Source organism: Clostridium tunisiense TJ, from assembly GCF_000300195.1.
GTDB lineage: Bacteria > Bacillota > Clostridia > Clostridiales > Clostridiaceae > Clostridium_J > Clostridium_J tunisiense.
Genome location: NZ_AMQH01000011.1, coordinates 304,024 through 319,699 on the forward strand (window position 1 = coordinate 304,024; position 15,676 = coordinate 319,699).

21 protein-coding genes are annotated in these 15,676 nt (G+C 30.1%); all 21 read right to left on the reverse strand.

What is annotated here, in order from left to right:
* Positions 1-119: 119 nt before the first annotated feature.
* Positions 120-506, reverse strand: a complete 387-nt coding sequence (locus tag C661_RS0111520) for a VOC family protein (protein ID WP_017415472.1) — start codon at positions 504-506, stop codon at positions 120-122.
* A gap of 181 nt (positions 507-687) precedes the next feature.
* Positions 688-1,437 carry a class I SAM-dependent methyltransferase gene (locus C661_RS0111525; protein WP_017415473.1) on the reverse strand — a complete coding sequence of 250 codons (750 nt, stop codon included), beginning with the start codon at positions 1,435-1,437 and terminating at the stop codon, positions 688-690.
* Positions 1,438-1,583: 146 nt separating this feature from the next.
* A complete protein-coding gene (locus C661_RS0111530) occupies positions 1,584-2,054 on the reverse strand; it encodes an NUDIX hydrolase (protein ID WP_017415474.1) in 471 nt (156 codons plus the stop codon).
* A gap of 17 nt (positions 2,055-2,071) precedes the next feature.
* A complete protein-coding gene (locus C661_RS0111535) occupies positions 2,072-3,277 on the reverse strand; it encodes an MFS transporter (protein ID WP_017415475.1) in 1,206 nt (401 codons plus the stop codon).
* 291 nt (positions 3,278-3,568) lie between these two features.
* Positions 3,569-4,480, reverse strand: a complete 912-nt coding sequence (locus C661_RS0111540) for a helix-turn-helix domain-containing protein (protein WP_017415476.1) — start codon at positions 4,478-4,480, stop codon at positions 3,569-3,571.
* A 273-nt stretch (positions 4,481-4,753) separates the two neighbouring features.
* A complete protein-coding gene (locus tag C661_RS0111545; protein ID WP_017415477.1) occupies positions 4,754-5,401 on the reverse strand; it encodes a zinc dependent phospholipase C family protein in 648 nt (215 codons plus the stop codon).
* A gap of 184 nt (positions 5,402-5,585) precedes the next feature.
* Entirely contained in the window at positions 5,586-5,861 is a 276-nt protein-coding gene (locus C661_RS0111550) for a nucleotide modification associated domain-containing protein (RefSeq protein ID WP_017415478.1), read from the reverse strand.
* Positions 5,862-6,020: 159 nt separating this feature from the next.
* Positions 6,021-6,443, reverse strand: coding sequence for a hypothetical protein (locus C661_RS0111555; protein ID WP_017415479.1), 423 nt, complete (start codon positions 6,441-6,443; stop codon positions 6,021-6,023).
* 558 nt (positions 6,444-7,001) lie between these two features.
* Positions 7,002-7,844: a GNAT family N-acetyltransferase gene (locus C661_RS0111570; protein WP_017415481.1), complete on the reverse strand. Its 843-nt coding sequence runs from the start codon at positions 7,842-7,844 to the stop codon at positions 7,002-7,004.
* A gap of 182 nt (positions 7,845-8,026) precedes the next feature.
* Entirely contained in the window at positions 8,027-8,185 is a 159-nt protein-coding gene (locus C661_RS23650) for a hypothetical protein (protein ID WP_017415482.1), read from the reverse strand.
* Between the two features lie 220 nt (positions 8,186-8,405).
* The gene (locus C661_RS0111580; RefSeq protein WP_017415483.1) at positions 8,406-8,885 is read right to left on the reverse strand and encodes an HIT family protein; all 480 of its coding nucleotides are present in this window, start codon (positions 8,883-8,885) and stop codon (positions 8,406-8,408) included.
* Positions 8,875-9,423: an NUDIX hydrolase gene (locus C661_RS0111585; protein WP_017415484.1), complete on the reverse strand. Its 549-nt coding sequence runs from the start codon at positions 9,421-9,423 to the stop codon at positions 8,875-8,877. Before C661_RS0111585 ends, C661_RS0111580 begins: the two co-directional genes overlap by 11 nt.
* A gap of 348 nt (positions 9,424-9,771) precedes the next feature.
* Positions 9,772-10,023 carry a fatty acid kinase subunit FakA-related protein gene (locus tag C661_RS0111590; protein ID WP_017415485.1) on the reverse strand — a complete coding sequence of 84 codons (252 nt, stop codon included), beginning with the start codon at positions 10,021-10,023 and terminating at the stop codon, positions 9,772-9,774.
* A 180-nt stretch (positions 10,024-10,203) separates the two neighbouring features.
* A complete protein-coding gene (locus C661_RS0111595; protein WP_017415486.1) occupies positions 10,204-11,019 on the reverse strand; it encodes a GNAT family N-acetyltransferase in 816 nt (271 codons plus the stop codon).
* Between the two features lie 292 nt (positions 11,020-11,311).
* Positions 11,312-12,187 carry a GNAT family N-acetyltransferase gene (locus tag C661_RS0111600; protein WP_017415487.1) on the reverse strand — a complete coding sequence of 292 codons (876 nt, stop codon included), beginning with the start codon at positions 12,185-12,187 and terminating at the stop codon, positions 11,312-11,314.
* 19 nt (positions 12,188-12,206) lie between these two features.
* Entirely contained in the window at positions 12,207-12,662 is a 456-nt protein-coding gene (locus tag C661_RS0111605; RefSeq protein WP_017415488.1) for a VOC family protein, read from the reverse strand.
* A gap of 94 nt (positions 12,663-12,756) precedes the next feature.
* Entirely contained in the window at positions 12,757-13,194 is a 438-nt protein-coding gene (locus tag C661_RS0111610) for an NUDIX hydrolase (protein ID WP_017415489.1), read from the reverse strand.
* Between the two features lie 75 nt (positions 13,195-13,269).
* The gene (locus tag C661_RS0111615) at positions 13,270-13,923 is read right to left on the reverse strand and encodes an HD domain-containing protein (protein ID WP_017415490.1); all 654 of its coding nucleotides are present in this window, start codon (positions 13,921-13,923) and stop codon (positions 13,270-13,272) included.
* A gap of 72 nt (positions 13,924-13,995) precedes the next feature.
* Entirely contained in the window at positions 13,996-14,571 is a 576-nt protein-coding gene (locus tag C661_RS0111620; RefSeq protein WP_017415491.1) for a GNAT family N-acetyltransferase, read from the reverse strand.
* A 22-nt stretch (positions 14,572-14,593) separates the two neighbouring features.
* Complete coding sequence (locus tag C661_RS0111625; protein WP_017415492.1) at positions 14,594-15,301, reverse strand: HAD family hydrolase; 708 nt, start codon at positions 15,299-15,301, stop codon at positions 14,594-14,596.
* A gap of 127 nt (positions 15,302-15,428) precedes the next feature.
* The gene (locus C661_RS23970) at positions 15,429-15,623 is read right to left on the reverse strand and encodes a hypothetical protein (protein ID WP_192812661.1); all 195 of its coding nucleotides are present in this window, start codon (positions 15,621-15,623) and stop codon (positions 15,429-15,431) included.
* Positions 15,624-15,676: the final 53 nt, after the last annotated feature.

A 15,676-nucleotide genomic window follows, 5' to 3' on the forward strand; every position in this document is an offset into this window, starting at 1 on the left:
ATCCCCCCTTTTTATTTTTCAATACTCTGAATACAACATTCAGTCTTAAGAATAATCATACTTAATTTTCTAATAGGATAATTTTTCTTCATTATCTCTTTTTAAGGTATGACATTTCCTTACTCAAGCTCAGCAAAAATTTCATGTATGTTTCCATCTGGATCAGCAAATAATGCCGTTCTTTGATTCCATGGCATATTCTTGGGTGATTGGATGGCTGCTGCTCCCATTTCAATTAATTCTTTGAAGGACTTGTCTACCTCCTCTGGATTTTCACAAGGGAAAGCAAGTTCAAACCCCTGCCCTAATGGTTCCTTTTCATATTCCTTACTATAATCATACATAACTTCTCTCATGCAAATAGCAAATCTTACCCCAATATTTTCAAACTCAACGTAGTTTCCTAGGTCACTTTTTATCTTGAAGCCAAGAACCTCATTGTAAAACTTTCTCATTGCATCTATATCATTTGTCCAAATTGTAATAAGATTGATTTCTGCTTTCATTATTCTCCTCCTTGTTAATTTTATCTAATTGTATTTGTTATTTGTTTATCTAACCTTGCCTTTCCTAAAACACTTTAAATAGTAAAGTCAACCTGAGCAATGAATCCGGTTTTTAGTTCAATTTATAAAAATATTATGGATCAAAAATATCGGACTTTTATTTTGGTATTATTTAGACTCTCTATCTCTGAGCAATTATGCAATCATGAAATTCCCCCACAAGCTCTTTTGAATACCAAACTCCATATTTTATTTCCCTAATAATAAATCCGTTCCTCCAATAAAATTCTTTTACAATTTCTTCATTATGTGCAAATCCATTTTCAGGCACTTCTTTATCTAAACTATATGAATCTTCATTAACTCTGTATTTTATGTCAAGATATGACTTTCCCATTTTAATCTGATTACTTATAAATTTATTATATAGATTAAGCGAAGCTATAAAAAATCCACCTTTTTTTAATACTCTATGGACTTCTTTTAAATATGAATCTATATCTGCTAAATACATATGAGTAAACACAGACCACATTATCACAATATCTACTGATTCATCTTCTATAGGGAAAATAATATCTTTGCATTTTAATTTCCCATCTTGTGAATACACACCATTGTATGCATCTATAAGTTTAAATTGAAAATTATTATTTACTTTTGATATATTATCTACACAATAAGAAAGTAATTCCTTATTGCTATCTATTCCAATAAATTGGCCCTGTCCACTTAAATAATCCAAAAAGTGAATGGCTATTCTCCCACAGCCACATCCGATATCTAATATCTTTTGGTCTGGTTTTATAGATAACCACTGAATAATTTTTTCTGACTGCTCCTTTCCCAAATTAAAATAATAATTCTTATCATCAAAAGGCCCAGTCCAGTTTCTAATCTCAGGATCAGGAATAAGTTTCTTGATTTCCATAATTACCTCCATACATTATTCTTATAGTTCTAAGCTAACAGTAATCTAAAAAATCATATACAAAGCTTAACTTTCTCATATCAAAATCCTTATCTCTTCATTCAAATCAAACATTAGAACTAAAGGCTATAACTAATTTAATAATGTTATTCTTTTGAAACAATGTGTTCAATAGAGTCGATATTCATTAACAGTTTAGTTTTAAAAAATTCTGGAATTATATTAGCTTCAGCCAAACTTTCTACTGATAACCAATGCAGACTTTCTTTGGTGCCTTGGTCCGTGAATTTTCTATAAGATAAATCTATATCGGAAGTATCTTTCATTAAGTAATAAAAGGTTACTTCATGATGCGCTTGTCCTTTCACCTGAAAAAATCTTTCCTGAATAAAGCATAGTTTATCAATTTGAAATTCAATGCCTGTTTCCTCATAGACTTCACGAATAATAGCTTCCTCGGAGGTTTCATTCATTCTAACCTTTCCACCAACAGTATAATAGCAGGAATAATCCTCATATTTTGCCATAAGCAAACAATTGTCTTTGATAATAATTGCCGCAACTCTGTAAGTAAAACAACCTTGAGGATTTTTAAATACTATATTTTCCTCTTCCACAGGCACCCTCCCCTTCACTATATGAATATCTTTTTTCGTATAATCAATCCTTGTATAACACCTAAAACTGTTACCAAAATACCAGTAATCAATAATATTATATTAATAGTAACTTTTTCTAAAATATACCCTCCAAGTAAATATCCTAATGGAATTGCTATGTAAGAAATAGTCATGGATGCGGCTGTTGATTTACCTAATATGTCTTGAGGAACTTCTAGTTGATATATTGTTCTTAATGCTATTCCAACAATAGTTAAAGAACATCCAAATATAAACATAGCTATAGCAAGGATGTAAATTGAATTACTTAATCCAAATAGTACAAGTGCTGACCCCTGTATTAAAAACCCTATTACTGCTAGCCTTTTATTGCCAATGTACCTACTAATATATGGTGCTATAACAGATATAACAACGCCTCCAACTGGAATACATGAAGAAACAATTCCGTAGTAGAAGCTTGATAAATTTAAATAATTACCAACAAAAACTGGAATATAAACTGAAATTGGTGCAAGAAAGAAATTAATAAACCCTCCACCAATAATAGCTGTATAAAGCAAAAATTTGTTGTCTATTAACGTCTGAAATCCTAACTTTATACCATTTAGCGTTCCACCCTTAACCTTTTTGCCATTTATAATTTCAGAGTTTCTATCCTTAAGAACAATAAACAATTCAGAAATTCCAGAAGCAATAAATGAAACTCCATTTATAATAAAACAAATAACAGGAGAAAAAATACCAAAGAGAATACCACCTATTATTGGCCCCACTATACTTGAGATTTGAGTAATAGCAGAACTTATAGAATTCACAGCCATAATATTATCAGTTATTTCAGGAGTAATACTTAAGCTTGCTGGCTGAAAGAAAGTATCCACTATTGCAATTATAAAACTCATAACTATCAAAGTGTATACACTTGCATTAAAATATACTAGTATACCTAGTACAATTACAAAAAAACCGCTTATAAAGTCACATACAGCCATAATATTCTTCTTGTTGTACTTATCTGCAATGACTCCTGCAAAAGGTGATAAAAATATACGAGGTATAAAACAAATCATTAAACTAAATGAAGCAATAAATGGCGAATTAAATTTTTTTAAGATGTACCACATAAGTACTACTTCCTGAATATAATTACCAAGAATAGATACTAATCTTCCTAATAATAATAGAGTTATATTTTTATCTTTTAATAACTTTAACAAATCTCTTCCCCCTCAAGATAATCATGTTAAATAAGAATTTTTGTATTTTAAAATATTCAATCTCTCCCCTTAATACTTAAGAATATTGAGTATTAAGGGGAATGATTAAGAGAATATATCAATAAATCTTCTTGTCTTTACCAACGGCCAAAATTATTAAACTCACTACTAACATAATCTTCTATTCTTCTTGTGCCAAGCGAAACATTTCCATTTTAGCATAAAAAATGCCGCATATTCATGTTGAACAATACGGCATTTAAAACTGATTTATTTTATTAGTTGTATAAATTATTTTTCATTTAACTGCTTTACAGGTCTTGCTTCAATATATCCTCTGTATCCCATAGGTGCTAATTGAAACCTTGGCCCATCTTCATCGGCCCATTTAAAGCCATAAACTTCAGGATTGTAATTTTTCATAGTATCCCAAAGCTGATTTATCTCGTCATCAAATTTTTCATTCTCATATGGTTGACCTTGAAAAACCATCATCTTGCAGGGCTTAAGATCAATTAAGTCAAATCCTTCTGGGATTTCTCCTTCATAATTCACTGGAACTTCTACACCTTGGGCATATACTGATGTGCCAGGTTTTATTAAGTTTGAAGGCATCCACATTCCAATAGGTTCATAGAGAGCTTCTTTAATACTAGAAAGTACTCCCCATACATCACATCCTACCTCTTCGCAATACTCAAAGTAATGTGTAGCCTTAATGCCACGTTTTAAGATTAACTTTCTTGCTGGACGATCCACCACTTGCACAAAAACTGTTTTTACTTCAGAGTTTTTAGTCATATTATCCTCTCCTTTTTCAATCATAAGGTAATAATCACGAATATGACTGGGCATAAAAAGTTTTAGCGGAGGAGTATTTTTACAGTAATATTGAGGAGTCATACCAAATTGCTTGGAAAATGCCCTTGTAAAACCTTCATGTGAGTCAAAAACGAAATCCAGTGCTACATCAATTATCTTAACATCCTCATCCCTCAATTTAATAGCTGCTCGAGACAAACGAAGTGCTCGAATATATTCAAAGGGTGTTTTATCTGTTAATTCCTTAAAAATCCTTGTACAGTGCCATGGTGAATATCCTGCTGCATTTGCTAGCATGTAAAGAGTTATTGACTCATTTATATGATTCTCAATATAAATTTGCATACGCTGTACCGCATTTATCTTCTCCCAATTTTCCATGTTATCACCTCTTAAATAAAGGATATCATAGGTTTATTTAATTCTACTTGACCTATTTTGCTAAAGATTTCTTGAAAATCAAATTTAACTTCATAATATACTGCTTAGCCCTAACTATTACAAAAACCATAACATATTTGATATGTACTCATGCCACTACTTATGACTTAGTTTTAATACCCTATGATTCAGTTTTCAAAGAACAATATTATTCCTCTAAAATTCATTAGTTACGTGGCTTAATAAGAAAAAAAGCTTTCAATTCAATGTCTACTATGCTTGTACTCTAAATTGACTGCTAGAAATCTTTGAAACCATCTTATCTATGAAATCAGTCATATCCGTAGGTGTTACTACTTTAAATTCATGATTTGGATTTGACTTACGATTATAGTATATATTACCTATCATCTCATCTATTAATATTGATAAGTCATTATCATTAAACAAATTATGTAAACAGTAATTTCTAGAATTCTTTAGTGATGACCATAGTATTTCTTTATTTTCAAGGCTTTCAAATAATCGTGAATCAATTTCAGCAATATCTTTTAAATAAGCATCTATATACTCTTTGTCTCCAGTAATTCTAGTCGGCGTCCAGAACCTACTGGTATAAGCAATATCAGTTAGTATATGAGCATAATATCCAAATAAAAAATCAGCATTTGCTGTATCAGTATAATTTCTAATATTAAAATTCAAACTATTTTCCCACTGATTATAGTTAGTATAATACCCCCAGCCTTCATCACCAACGCAGAAATGAGTTGATGATTTTTCTGAACGTAGACATCCTTCTCTAAACATAATTGCATCAGGGGCAAGAGACCCTTTATAAAATGCAGTAGTATCTTTTATATTAATATTATTTTTCAATAAGTTTTCAGCAATTTTTAAATGTACCATAAAATATCCCATTTAATTCTCCCCTTTTCTTAAGCGTATAAAATATAATCAATTATTGCTTAATTATAACAACTATGCTTTACCTTTTTTTGAATTAAGGCATAAAATATCGCATATTATCGTTGAATTATAATGTATTATGAGCAATTTACTTAATTGCATATTGATTTCATCACTCTAAAAAGATTATGTCTTATTATTCTTTGTCCTTATTTTCGATTTCAATAATAGTCATGATAGAATAATTGGCTAAATCTAATAGGGTATCTATAATACTCTCGTCTTTTACTTCAGCATCTTGTTTAATTAATTGCTTGTATCTTCGTATCTTATCTTCTAGTCTAATTGCAGGCATTATAAGTCCGTATTCTTGAAATCCTTCGCTAAAACTGTCTCCATAGTCTTTATTTTTTGCGGTATATACCTTACTTAATTTTTCACATATTTCTCTATGCTGTTCAATTTTTGTCATATAAAATCCTCCTTTCTTTTCTTCGTAGTTTCTTTCATTTATGTCTTAACTTATTTGGATTACGACGTAAAAATGCCGTAAAAATCATTACTGAATAATACGGCATTTAGAAAAATTATTTGCTTTTTAATTTTAGTCGTTAAATAAGAAAGTTGCGAACTAAGCAAACTTGATAATCCCCTTGCAAACTAAATTGTTTATGAAACCTGAATTATAAAAATTACAACTTAAATAGCAGTCACTAAACCAATCATAGGACTCAAATACTATTTCATGAGTATCTGCAATCTTGATGTGAAATATATCCCACTCAAGTACATCACCCACTTTAATAATCTTTAATATGCTGTTAATATTTATCTTGTTTAAGTCAAAAACAAAAAAATCTGATTTTGGCTCAATGACGTTTCTTCTAAGTATTGAATATTCCTCTTTTATCGTGTCACCTATTTTACTGAAATCATAGCTTAATAGCTTTCCTTCAAAAGAAATGCATAATCCTCTACTCTGATACTCCAGAAGAGCTTCCATAAGTTTATATTTATCTCTTACTTGGATAAATTGTTTATACGTATTTATCATACCCTATTCGCCATATCTTTCTTCTCTGATTCTTCCTGAATACATTTATCGCATACAGGACCTGATATAAAATTAATTATTATCCTATCCTCATATTCTCCACATACCAAACAATGATACCTCCAATCTGGATTTTCAATTATATTTATCTTATTTTAAAGATAATCCAAACCTTCACCACAACAGTTTTCGCATAAAAATACTTCACTTGTTTCAGTTGAACAAATATAACATTCCAATTAGCTTCCCCCTCATATATGGACATATATATATTCTATAAACTACTTTTAGTACGTAATTAATTACTATCACGACTCAATTATAACATATTTTGTAAATACCGTATTATTCAATTTTCAAAGAACATTTATGTCACACTTTTTTCAAAATACGACTATCTTCTAAGGTTTCGCACTGGAGACGTTCCTTTACTAAGCCAAGTATGGCTAGGTAAAGGAATATACTTTGGCTACTCTAAAAACTTGAACAAAACCTGCTAAAGCTGACTTGAGTACATTATTAGGTGAAGCGCTTATGCTATTCTGTGTATGAAATATATCATTTTATAATTAGTCTTCTACAGTCTTGGGCTTGTACAACTTTAAATCCTATATTTTTATATAACTTAAGGGCTTTCTCATTACTTGCTAATGCATTTAAGTTCACACCTGCTGCATTTTGCTCTAAACCTCTATTTATTGTAAATTCTAATATTTTTTTACCGTAGCCTTTTCCCTGATATTTGATATTAACAAACAATAAATCTATCTCAGCATTTTTTACCATTGAGGCACCCACAATCTCATTGTTTTCAAAAAAGATATATATGTATTCTTTTTCCTCTAGTGTTGCCTTTCTATTGTTTTCAATAACCTCTTTGCTTGCACTCAAATACCAATTATATGGCTTAATATCATTTTCTCTTCTCAATACTGAGAAAGCTTCACTTTCAAGCCTTATTTTATCCTCGTAATACTTATCTTCATATTTTACTGCATGAATATTATGTTCATTAAATTTAGCTCCCTCATATGAAAAGCGATATACAGAATACCAATATTCAAATCCAATTTCATTAAATAGCTGTTGCCAGGTGAGATTATCTTTAACATGAGAAACTTCAATAAAATTTATAGACCTCTCTATAAAAAGTTTTTTAGCTTCTTCCCAAAGTTTCAAACCTACTGGTATTATTAGTTCGTCAGTTGCAGCTCCCATTTCAACATAACAATGGCCGCCACCCATTACTAAATGAATAAATCCTTTAATTCCATTATCATCGTATACTAAAATTTTAGATGCAGACTTCAAATTTTCAATTTCTGCTGGCATCGCCTTGTATTCTAATGTATATATTTTTACAATTTCATCAATATCAGATTGTTTATAATCTCTAATCATATTTATTCTCCTTTATCTTTTATTAAAATACTTTAAGTTATGCATAAACATTTCACCTAACATCATAATTACAAGTAACATACAGAGTTAACACCTCAATTAGTTCCTTGTTATCTTGAAATGTGGGTATAGTGAACATGCACTTTAGCATATTCGGTTTGATGAGTGCTCCACCTACTCTTTTAACATCTCTTTCTACCCAATATCTTGTAACGTTCTATATCGCTTTGAAAGCTTAATGACATCCATTCATTAAAATTACTTAATTTATAAATGGCATGATACTTTGACCATTCTTCTGAGTTAGCCCGATTAATTTTATAGATATCTAAGTGTCCCAAACTCTCTCCCCCTCTCAATTATTAGCCCCACATTTAGTTTGTTTCTAATTGCTATAGCCCACTTTCTAATTAATCCTATTCTACCATATAATTACTGTAATAATATGCCTAATAACTCTATTTATTGGTAAAAAACAAAAATAAAGACAATTTATGGCGAATGCTTTAATGTAATTAAAGCTTTACCTATAAATTGTCTTCTTATGGTTATATCACTGAGCTAGTTAAAAGCCTCTCTTAACTTTTCTACAGCTAATAAAACCTGTTCTAAATTATTTTTTGTTTTAAGGTTTTCTTTAGTATAGGCCATTATTTCTCGTATATTATTTAAAGAGTTGCTAAACTTATGGTTCATCCATTGATATCTAGGCAATAGCCATAAATGAAAGTGACCTGAGCGTTCTTCTTGAATAATAGTAACCTCATTAATATCACATACCTGTTTCATGGCAACCCTTGTTTTATAAACTAACTGAAAAAGTTCTGTAGATTCCTCTAAGGTTAGCTCTGCAATAGATCTTATGTGATTTTTAGCTGCAACAATTAAAAATCCGCTAAGTGGAACATCCGGGTCTTGGTGAAGAACAAAGTTTTTTGTGTCATATATTATCCCCCCTGGAGGTAGCATGTCCCCCTTTCCAATAGAGCATCCCATGCATTGATCCGGCCACTGATTATTCATAAAATCTTTAAATCCCATTTTCAACCTCCATAATCCCTGAGAATGTAAGAAGCAGTCCTGTTAAGGTCAACCCACAGTTTATTTTATTTTCTCTTATCATCTTTTTAATTTCACTAATTTTTATCCATTTACGCTCTTTAACTTCATTTTTATCAAATTCCTCAATGCAGCTTATTGCTTTGCACCTTACTATATTAACTACAGCATCAGACATGCCATTCGAAGGATTATATGTACATATAAGTTTAGGCTCTGTTACCTTATAGCCTGTTTCTTCTAGAACTTCTCTTTTAGCAGCCTCTTCAGGCTTTTCTCCTTTTTCAATTCCTCCTGCTGGTATCTCCCATTCAATTGAATTAGTAGTATATCTATAGGATTGAATCAAGAGAATTTCGTCATTATCATTTTCTATCACTACTCCCACTGATTGACTTTCAAAGTGTAAATAATGATGTTTTTCAATTAACCTTCCATCAGGAAACATAACCTTGTCAACATATAAATTCACCCATGGATTTTCATAAATAATAGTTCTGGCTAACCTTTTAGGTAGCATATTTTCATCCCCAATCTAAAAACCTCTTTGTTTTAAAATACTAGTTCCTAGTAATTTAGACTTATTATACCATAACTATTATGTAAGAATATGTATTTAGCCCTATTTTTAAAGTGTAATTCAACACTTTCCGCTCTTTAGATTACTATAATTTAAAAAATTTATTTTTTGTGTAAGTCAAGTTTAAGAACTTTAAGTATATATAGCTAAAGTGGTAATTTAAAAAAACTATCACTTTAGCTATAATTAACACTTGGTCTTACTTATTATAAATTCAAAATAAGAACCACTACTATTAAAATGAAATGGAATTGTAATAAGTTAAATTTGAAAAATCTTATTTATTATTTACCCTTTAAGACCCTTGGCCTGTCGCTCCATATTTTCTATGACAACATCATGAATATCTCCTAATGAAGCACAATATTCAAGAACTTCCCATGGAGTATTGGTATGGAAATGTATTTTTATCAGCTCTTCATCCCCAACTACAAGCAAACAATCACCTTCAAAGTTTTTTGATATATAATCATTTATTGCATCTTCTGAAAGATTTTCACCTTCAATTAATAGCTGCGTATCAAATCTGTACTCAATCATAGCTAGCCTCCTTTTCTATGTTGCAAATTTCTACTTATAAATTATTATAAGTAAAGCCTAACTTATAATAATTTATAAATTTCTCTTAACTCATAAAAGTACAACATATTTACTCTTTATTATATTATTACTCAAATATAATAAAGATAACTCTTACTCTCTAATAGAACATCATTCAAATTATTTACTGCTTGAAAATTTATATTCAATAATTTTTCCACAGTCCTCATAACCAATACTTTTATATACTTTATTTGGAGCTGCTTTTCTACAATCAGCGTACAATACTGGCGTAAAGCCTTCCCTCAGCAAATCCTCTGTAATTCTATACATTAGAAACTTTGCATACCTTTTATTACGATGATTTCTGTCAGTAAAAACACCATCAGTCATGGCAATACTCCCATATTTATGTACAGATGCCATGGCAACGAGGTTTTCCTCTTCATTTCTCCAAACATGAAAATCAGGTTTTGTGAGCTTTCGTTGTGCTGACTTTTTAGCTTGTTCAGGTGTAAGAAGTCCAAAGCCAAGTTCTTCCCAATTGTCTCTAGAAAACATAGTGAGAGATTCTAAATCCTTATCACTGGCTTTTGATAAACAACCAGAAACCAATTCAGGCTTTATAAGTTTATGACAAACATATGAATTTTTAGGAACACTTGTCTTAAAAGGAACTCCTGAAATTCTTGAAACCTCTTCAAGTATTGACTCAAGATATTTTTCTTCTCCGTCTATATTAAGATTAGGATTAAGTACAAGTTTCTCACATATAATTTTCACAACCGCATCCTTTTCATCACCAGATAAATTATCTTTAATATAAATCCATAAAGGTGATGTTAGACGTTGTTGCCCAATAACTATATTTTTATCATTTGTTACAATAAAGGAATCCTTAATTGTACCTATAGCATATAACATGCTAAAACGGATTAATTCCTGTTCAGTCATTAACTGCTTAAAATAGTTTTCTTGAGTTACTATATTTCTCATTCCAAAATCCCCTAACTAGATTTTTTTAAAACTCTATCATCTTCTTATTTCTTACATCACAAGGAATTACTTTTGACTCTATGATATCCCAATATCCATTCATTCTTAGCTCTTTGCAATGCCATTAAATTTGAATTATTGCTAATTACTAACTTACCCTACTCATTTAATAAGCATAAGCTGATTTCCTACTGAATCTTGCTGATATTATTTTCTTTACAACCATGCCATTAAAACAATTATCATAAAAAATTATTTAGGGTTTCTATTAATTTATGCTGTTATATTTAAATTATATTTTTATCTCATAACAATCATTAGCTGTTACTGTTGTGAATCCTGAATGTTCATATAACAATAGAGCATTTTTATTTTCTGTTTCAACACTAAGACTAATTTTATCAATTCCACAACTTAATAAATAATCAATTGTTTTTGTTAATATTGCTCTTCCAATACCTTTTTTTCTATGGCTCTTAAGAACCGCCAAATCAGCAATACTTCCTTCATTATTATGTATCTTTGCAGATACAATTCCTACTATAATATTGTTAACTTTACAAACAAAGTTACTACATTTAGGATTCTTTAAATTTGACTCATTATATGATTTTTCTTCTTCTTCTGTTGTCCCAAAAGCTTCCATACCTATTAAAACAATATCATTTAAATCATCAAGTGAAGCCTTACTCAAGACAACATCAGTATATTCCGAATAGTCTCCTTTGTAATATTGTTTATTAAAATTCATTATATATGTTGAATATTGCTCCTTCCCACCTACACACTTAACAAATTCACCAATACTATATGCTCCTCTTTCATTTATAAACTTTAAACTACCTATATTTAACTCCTTACATTTACATTTTACGCTCTGAAAAAATTCTGCAAAATTTTCTTTACTTCTATGCTCTGGATGAATTGTCCCCCATGCATAATACGTTCCTGTATTATACCCTGGAGTTATGCCGAAATATGCAATTACATTTTCTTCATTATAAAATAAAAATTTAGTAATATCTTTTCTTTCTCCATCAAAATAAAACTTTAAATCTGTATTATCTTTTTTATTGCATATGTCAACTAGCTTCTTAATATCATTAAAGTTATTTTCACTTAATCCTTCTTCTGTAACTATTTGGTTTTTGTAATTTATCTTTAACAAACAATATTCCCCCCAGTGTTCATTCATCAAATTCACCAACTTCTGGATAATAGTCACCAGTAACCTCTATAATATTTCCATCTGGATCAGTTAATTGAAAATAATAGTATGGACTTGTATTGCAGACATACTTAATTTTAGTTATATTATCAGTAATATTTAATTCCTTGACACGGTTATATTCTTCTCTTAAATTTTCATCCCAGAAATTTAAGACAAACTTACGGGAATTTGGTAAAGTAGAAATTGTCTTCAAATCATCAAAGTACTCTAAATATTCTCCCTTATGTATTACTTTATCTGGATTTTCCGAATCAAAATAGCCATTCATAAGAGCTATACATTTCCCCTCAAAATCAAACATTGCAAATCTATCCATGTTTTTCTTGGTAACAGGCATCTGAAGTAACTTCTCATAAAATATAATTGACTTCTGAAAGTCCCTAACTATTAAATAAATAGAACCTAAATGCATTTAATTCCTCCTATTAGTAGAATATTCTAGATTAACTTTCCTTCGTAAAATAGTTTTCTTTTGCCATTATATATCTCACCCTAAAGTTCTATAATCATATCTCTTTTAAAAACTCTAATGTTTTCTTATGTAAAAATGGCTGAATCAAAGGATAAGTTAAATTATCTGGCATATGATGAAATAATTTAACTTCACTTACTTCATAATGAAGTTCACTATCTAATGCTTGTACTTCTGCGTAGAATAGCTGTCCAAATGAATCAGTATAATGAATATTTTCATCTGTTTCTACAGAGTAGATGCATATTGGAGTTAATTTAAAATTCATTGCTCCTGTTTCCTCAAATAATTCCCTTGATGCAGCATCATTGATAGTTTCATTTCCCTCCCTATGTCCCCCTGGGATTTCCCAAGTATTCCTATTCTTATGCCTTACATAAATCCATTGTCCATTAAATTTTGTCATTATCACAGCAAATTTTAATTTACTATCTTCTATAGTATTTAATTCATAAAAGTTTACTTTAAACACTCACCACACCTCACATTGCTAAATCAACATATAATCACGCTCTGACATTACTGAACTTTAAATCTACTCATTTAATCAATTATGCAAATTGGACTTTGTCTCTTTTACTGGGGGTTTCCATAACGGTGCATCTATAAATGTAGTCTCTTTTACATTTGGAAGAATATCATATATTGAACAATTTATTTGTTTTTCTATATATTCTTTCATTTCAAATGTTGCATTCCAGCGTTCCACAGTAAATGGAAATGTTCCATAGCGCCTTGTCGTATTAACAAACCGCTTTTCCAACATACAAAAACCTTGAGCATCTGCAATTGAATCACAAACAATTAACAATTTATCGTAGTCATCATAAGCTATGTCATTTAAATACTTTCTTACAAATTCACCTTCTTCCTCACTCATATCATTTCCCCCTATTTCTTTGTCAATATCAGGAACTGGAAATGAATGTGTCAAACAAATTCTAGCTGCTTCATCCCAACCTTTTTCCATCATAAATTTATATCCGTCAAAACTATGTCTTCTTGCACTTACTCCATATCTTCTACCTATATCATGAAGTAGTCCTAACACATATGCTTTGTCTGGGTTAAGATTACTAAATTTTTCAGCAATGATTTGGGCTGCTAATCCTACATTAATGGAATGTTTTATCCATGGTCCTTGGTTTAATTGTCCTGCTATTTCTAGTTCTCTCTCAGCCATTTTTCTACTTGGAAACATATTACCCTCCTATATGTATAGTCTAATTTATTACTTGTAAGTCTGATGTTTAGTTACTCAAATATATTTATTTTATTTAGATAATCTACTTTCTAGATACCTATCTTTTGTTAATCCAAAATATATCTCATCGTAATATCTACCATTTGTATAAATATTTTGTTTTAAAATCCCTTCTTGTTCACATCCAAGTTTTTTATGCATTTTAATAGAGGCTTCATTTCCCTCTAAAACACTTATAGAATACTTATTTAACCTTCTTTCCATAAATGCGTATTTCAAAAGCAGTTCCACAGCACTTGTTCCATAGCCTTTCCCCCTATATTCCCTAGCAACTTTAAGTCCAATTCCAAAAGTCCCATTTCTGTCATCATCTAATAATATGTTTATTCTTCCAACATGTACTCCTTCTAAGGTTTCTATAGCAAAAAATGTTCTACCATTGCTGCTTGAAAAATCTGCAATTCTTTCAGAAGACTTCTTCGAATCAGAGATTACCGGAGGAAGTTCAATCATATAATCTACTAATCGTCCTGCTATACTGTCAAAATTAGTATAATAATCCCATTCCCAATCTTCCTCTCTCCAAGCTCTAAGTCTAATTGAATCCTTTTGCCAATAATAGTTATCGTATACTATTTCTCTCATAAAATATCTCCCTCTATTTCTTCTATTTTAAAAACTCTAATGTCCTCTTTTGTAAAAATGGCTTAGTTGCTATATTCATAAGTTCACATATATTATTAATAATATACTTTGGCATATATTCATTTATATCCCACCCTTGTCCATTACTTAACCAAACAGAACTTAGACCAACATCAATTGCTCCTTTTATATCACACTGTGGGTTGTCTCCAACAAACAATGTGGCTTTACTATTTGAGTTGGCTCTAGATAAAGCAAGATGGAATATTTCAGGGTTAGGCTTTCTAACATCAACTTCTTCAGAAATAATGATAGTTTTCATATACTTTCTTAAATCCAATTTATCAATTTTTCTATTTTGAAAATCAGAATGACCATTTGTTACAATCCCCATTTTTACATTTTCTTGTATGAGAAAATCTAAAACTTTATATACATTCGCCATAGGTTCTGCACATTTTGGAAACTCCTTATTCCAAAAATCAACTAATTCTTTTAAATTAGGTTTATATTTCCACGAAATTCTGCTTTGTAATTCCGTGAACATTTCTTCTCGTGGTCTATACCCTTGCCAATCAATTTGAAAAAAAACTTCTTTCATAATTAGTTTACTATCATAGGTCAACGCATGAGAATATTCAAATATAAAAAGATCAATAAAGTTGCACAATGACTTATTTCTATCATGTAATGTATCATCTAAGTCAAAAAGTATGGTATCAAAAATCATATGTTTTACACCAATCTTTCTTATCTTCTTTGGGTAGTTTTTCCCAACTAGGATGCCAAACCTCAACATCAAAATGAACCAGTGGCAGAATTAATTAAACTACTATTTAATCTTTTTCTATATATTTTTAAGAAAATACATAGAAGGAATTAAGGTAAATATAAACTCCATAGTAAAGCCAATAACTAACCATAACTTTAAACTTGAAGTCCATGGCCAGATGATTTGGATTATAACTCTGGACAACCATAATCATCATGGAACAGAACACTATATCATAATAACTATCACTAATACCATGGCTTTTTAAATATTCAACCATTTATGGGAAAAATAAACCTTTAGCTTTATCTAACGCATCAATAATACCCACCT

Coding starts and splice junctions, on each gene's coding strand:
- C661_RS0111585 (WP_017415484.1), bottom strand. CDS start 9,423: ATGCTACCTAAAAGGTTAGCCAGAACTATTATTTATGAAAATCCATGG.
- C661_RS0111605 (WP_017415488.1), bottom strand. CDS start 12,662: ATGCATTTAGGTTCTATTTATTTAATAGTTAGGGACTTTCAGAAGTCA.
- C661_RS0111525 (WP_017415473.1), bottom strand. CDS start 1,437: ATGGAAATCAAGAAACTTATTCCTGATCCTGAGATTAGAAACTGGACT.
- C661_RS0111595 (WP_017415486.1), bottom strand. CDS start 11,019: ATGAGAAATATAGTAACTCAAGAAAACTATTTTAAGCAGTTAATGACT.
- C661_RS0111570 (WP_017415481.1), bottom strand. CDS start 7,844: ATGATTAGAGATTATAAACAATCTGATATTGATGAAATTGTAAAAATA.
- C661_RS23970 (WP_192812661.1), bottom strand. CDS start 15,623: ATGGTTGAATATTTAAAAAGCCATGGTATTAGTGATAGTTATTATGAT.
- C661_RS0111520 (WP_017415472.1), bottom strand. CDS start 506: ATGAAAGCAGAAATCAATCTTATTACAATTTGGACAAATGATATAGAT.
- C661_RS0111550 (WP_017415478.1), bottom strand. CDS start 5,861: ATGACAAAAATTGAACAGCATAGAGAAATATGTGAAAAATTAAGTAAG.
- C661_RS0111590 (WP_017415485.1), bottom strand. CDS start 10,023: ATGATTGAGTACAGATTTGATACGCAGCTATTAATTGAAGGTGAAAAT.
- C661_RS0111540 (WP_017415476.1), bottom strand. CDS start 4,480: ATGGAAAATTGGGAGAAGATAAATGCGGTACAGCGTATGCAAATTTAT.
- C661_RS0111620 (WP_017415491.1), bottom strand. CDS start 14,571: ATGAGAGAAATAGTATACGATAACTATTATTGGCAAAAGGATTCAATT.
- C661_RS0111555 (WP_017415479.1), bottom strand. CDS start 6,443: ATGATAAATACGTATAAACAATTTATCCAAGTAAGAGATAAATATAAA.
- C661_RS0111625 (WP_017415492.1), bottom strand. CDS start 15,301: ATGATTTTTGATACCATACTTTTTGACTTAGATGATACATTACATGAT.
- C661_RS0111545 (WP_017415477.1), bottom strand. CDS start 5,401: ATGGGATATTTTATGGTACATTTAAAAATTGCTGAAAACTTATTGAAA.
- C661_RS0111615 (WP_017415490.1), bottom strand. CDS start 13,923: ATGTTTCCAAGTAGAAAAATGGCTGAGAGAGAACTAGAAATAGCAGGA.
- C661_RS0111580 (WP_017415483.1), bottom strand. CDS start 8,885: ATGGGATTTAAAGATTTTATGAATAATCAGTGGCCGGATCAATGCATG.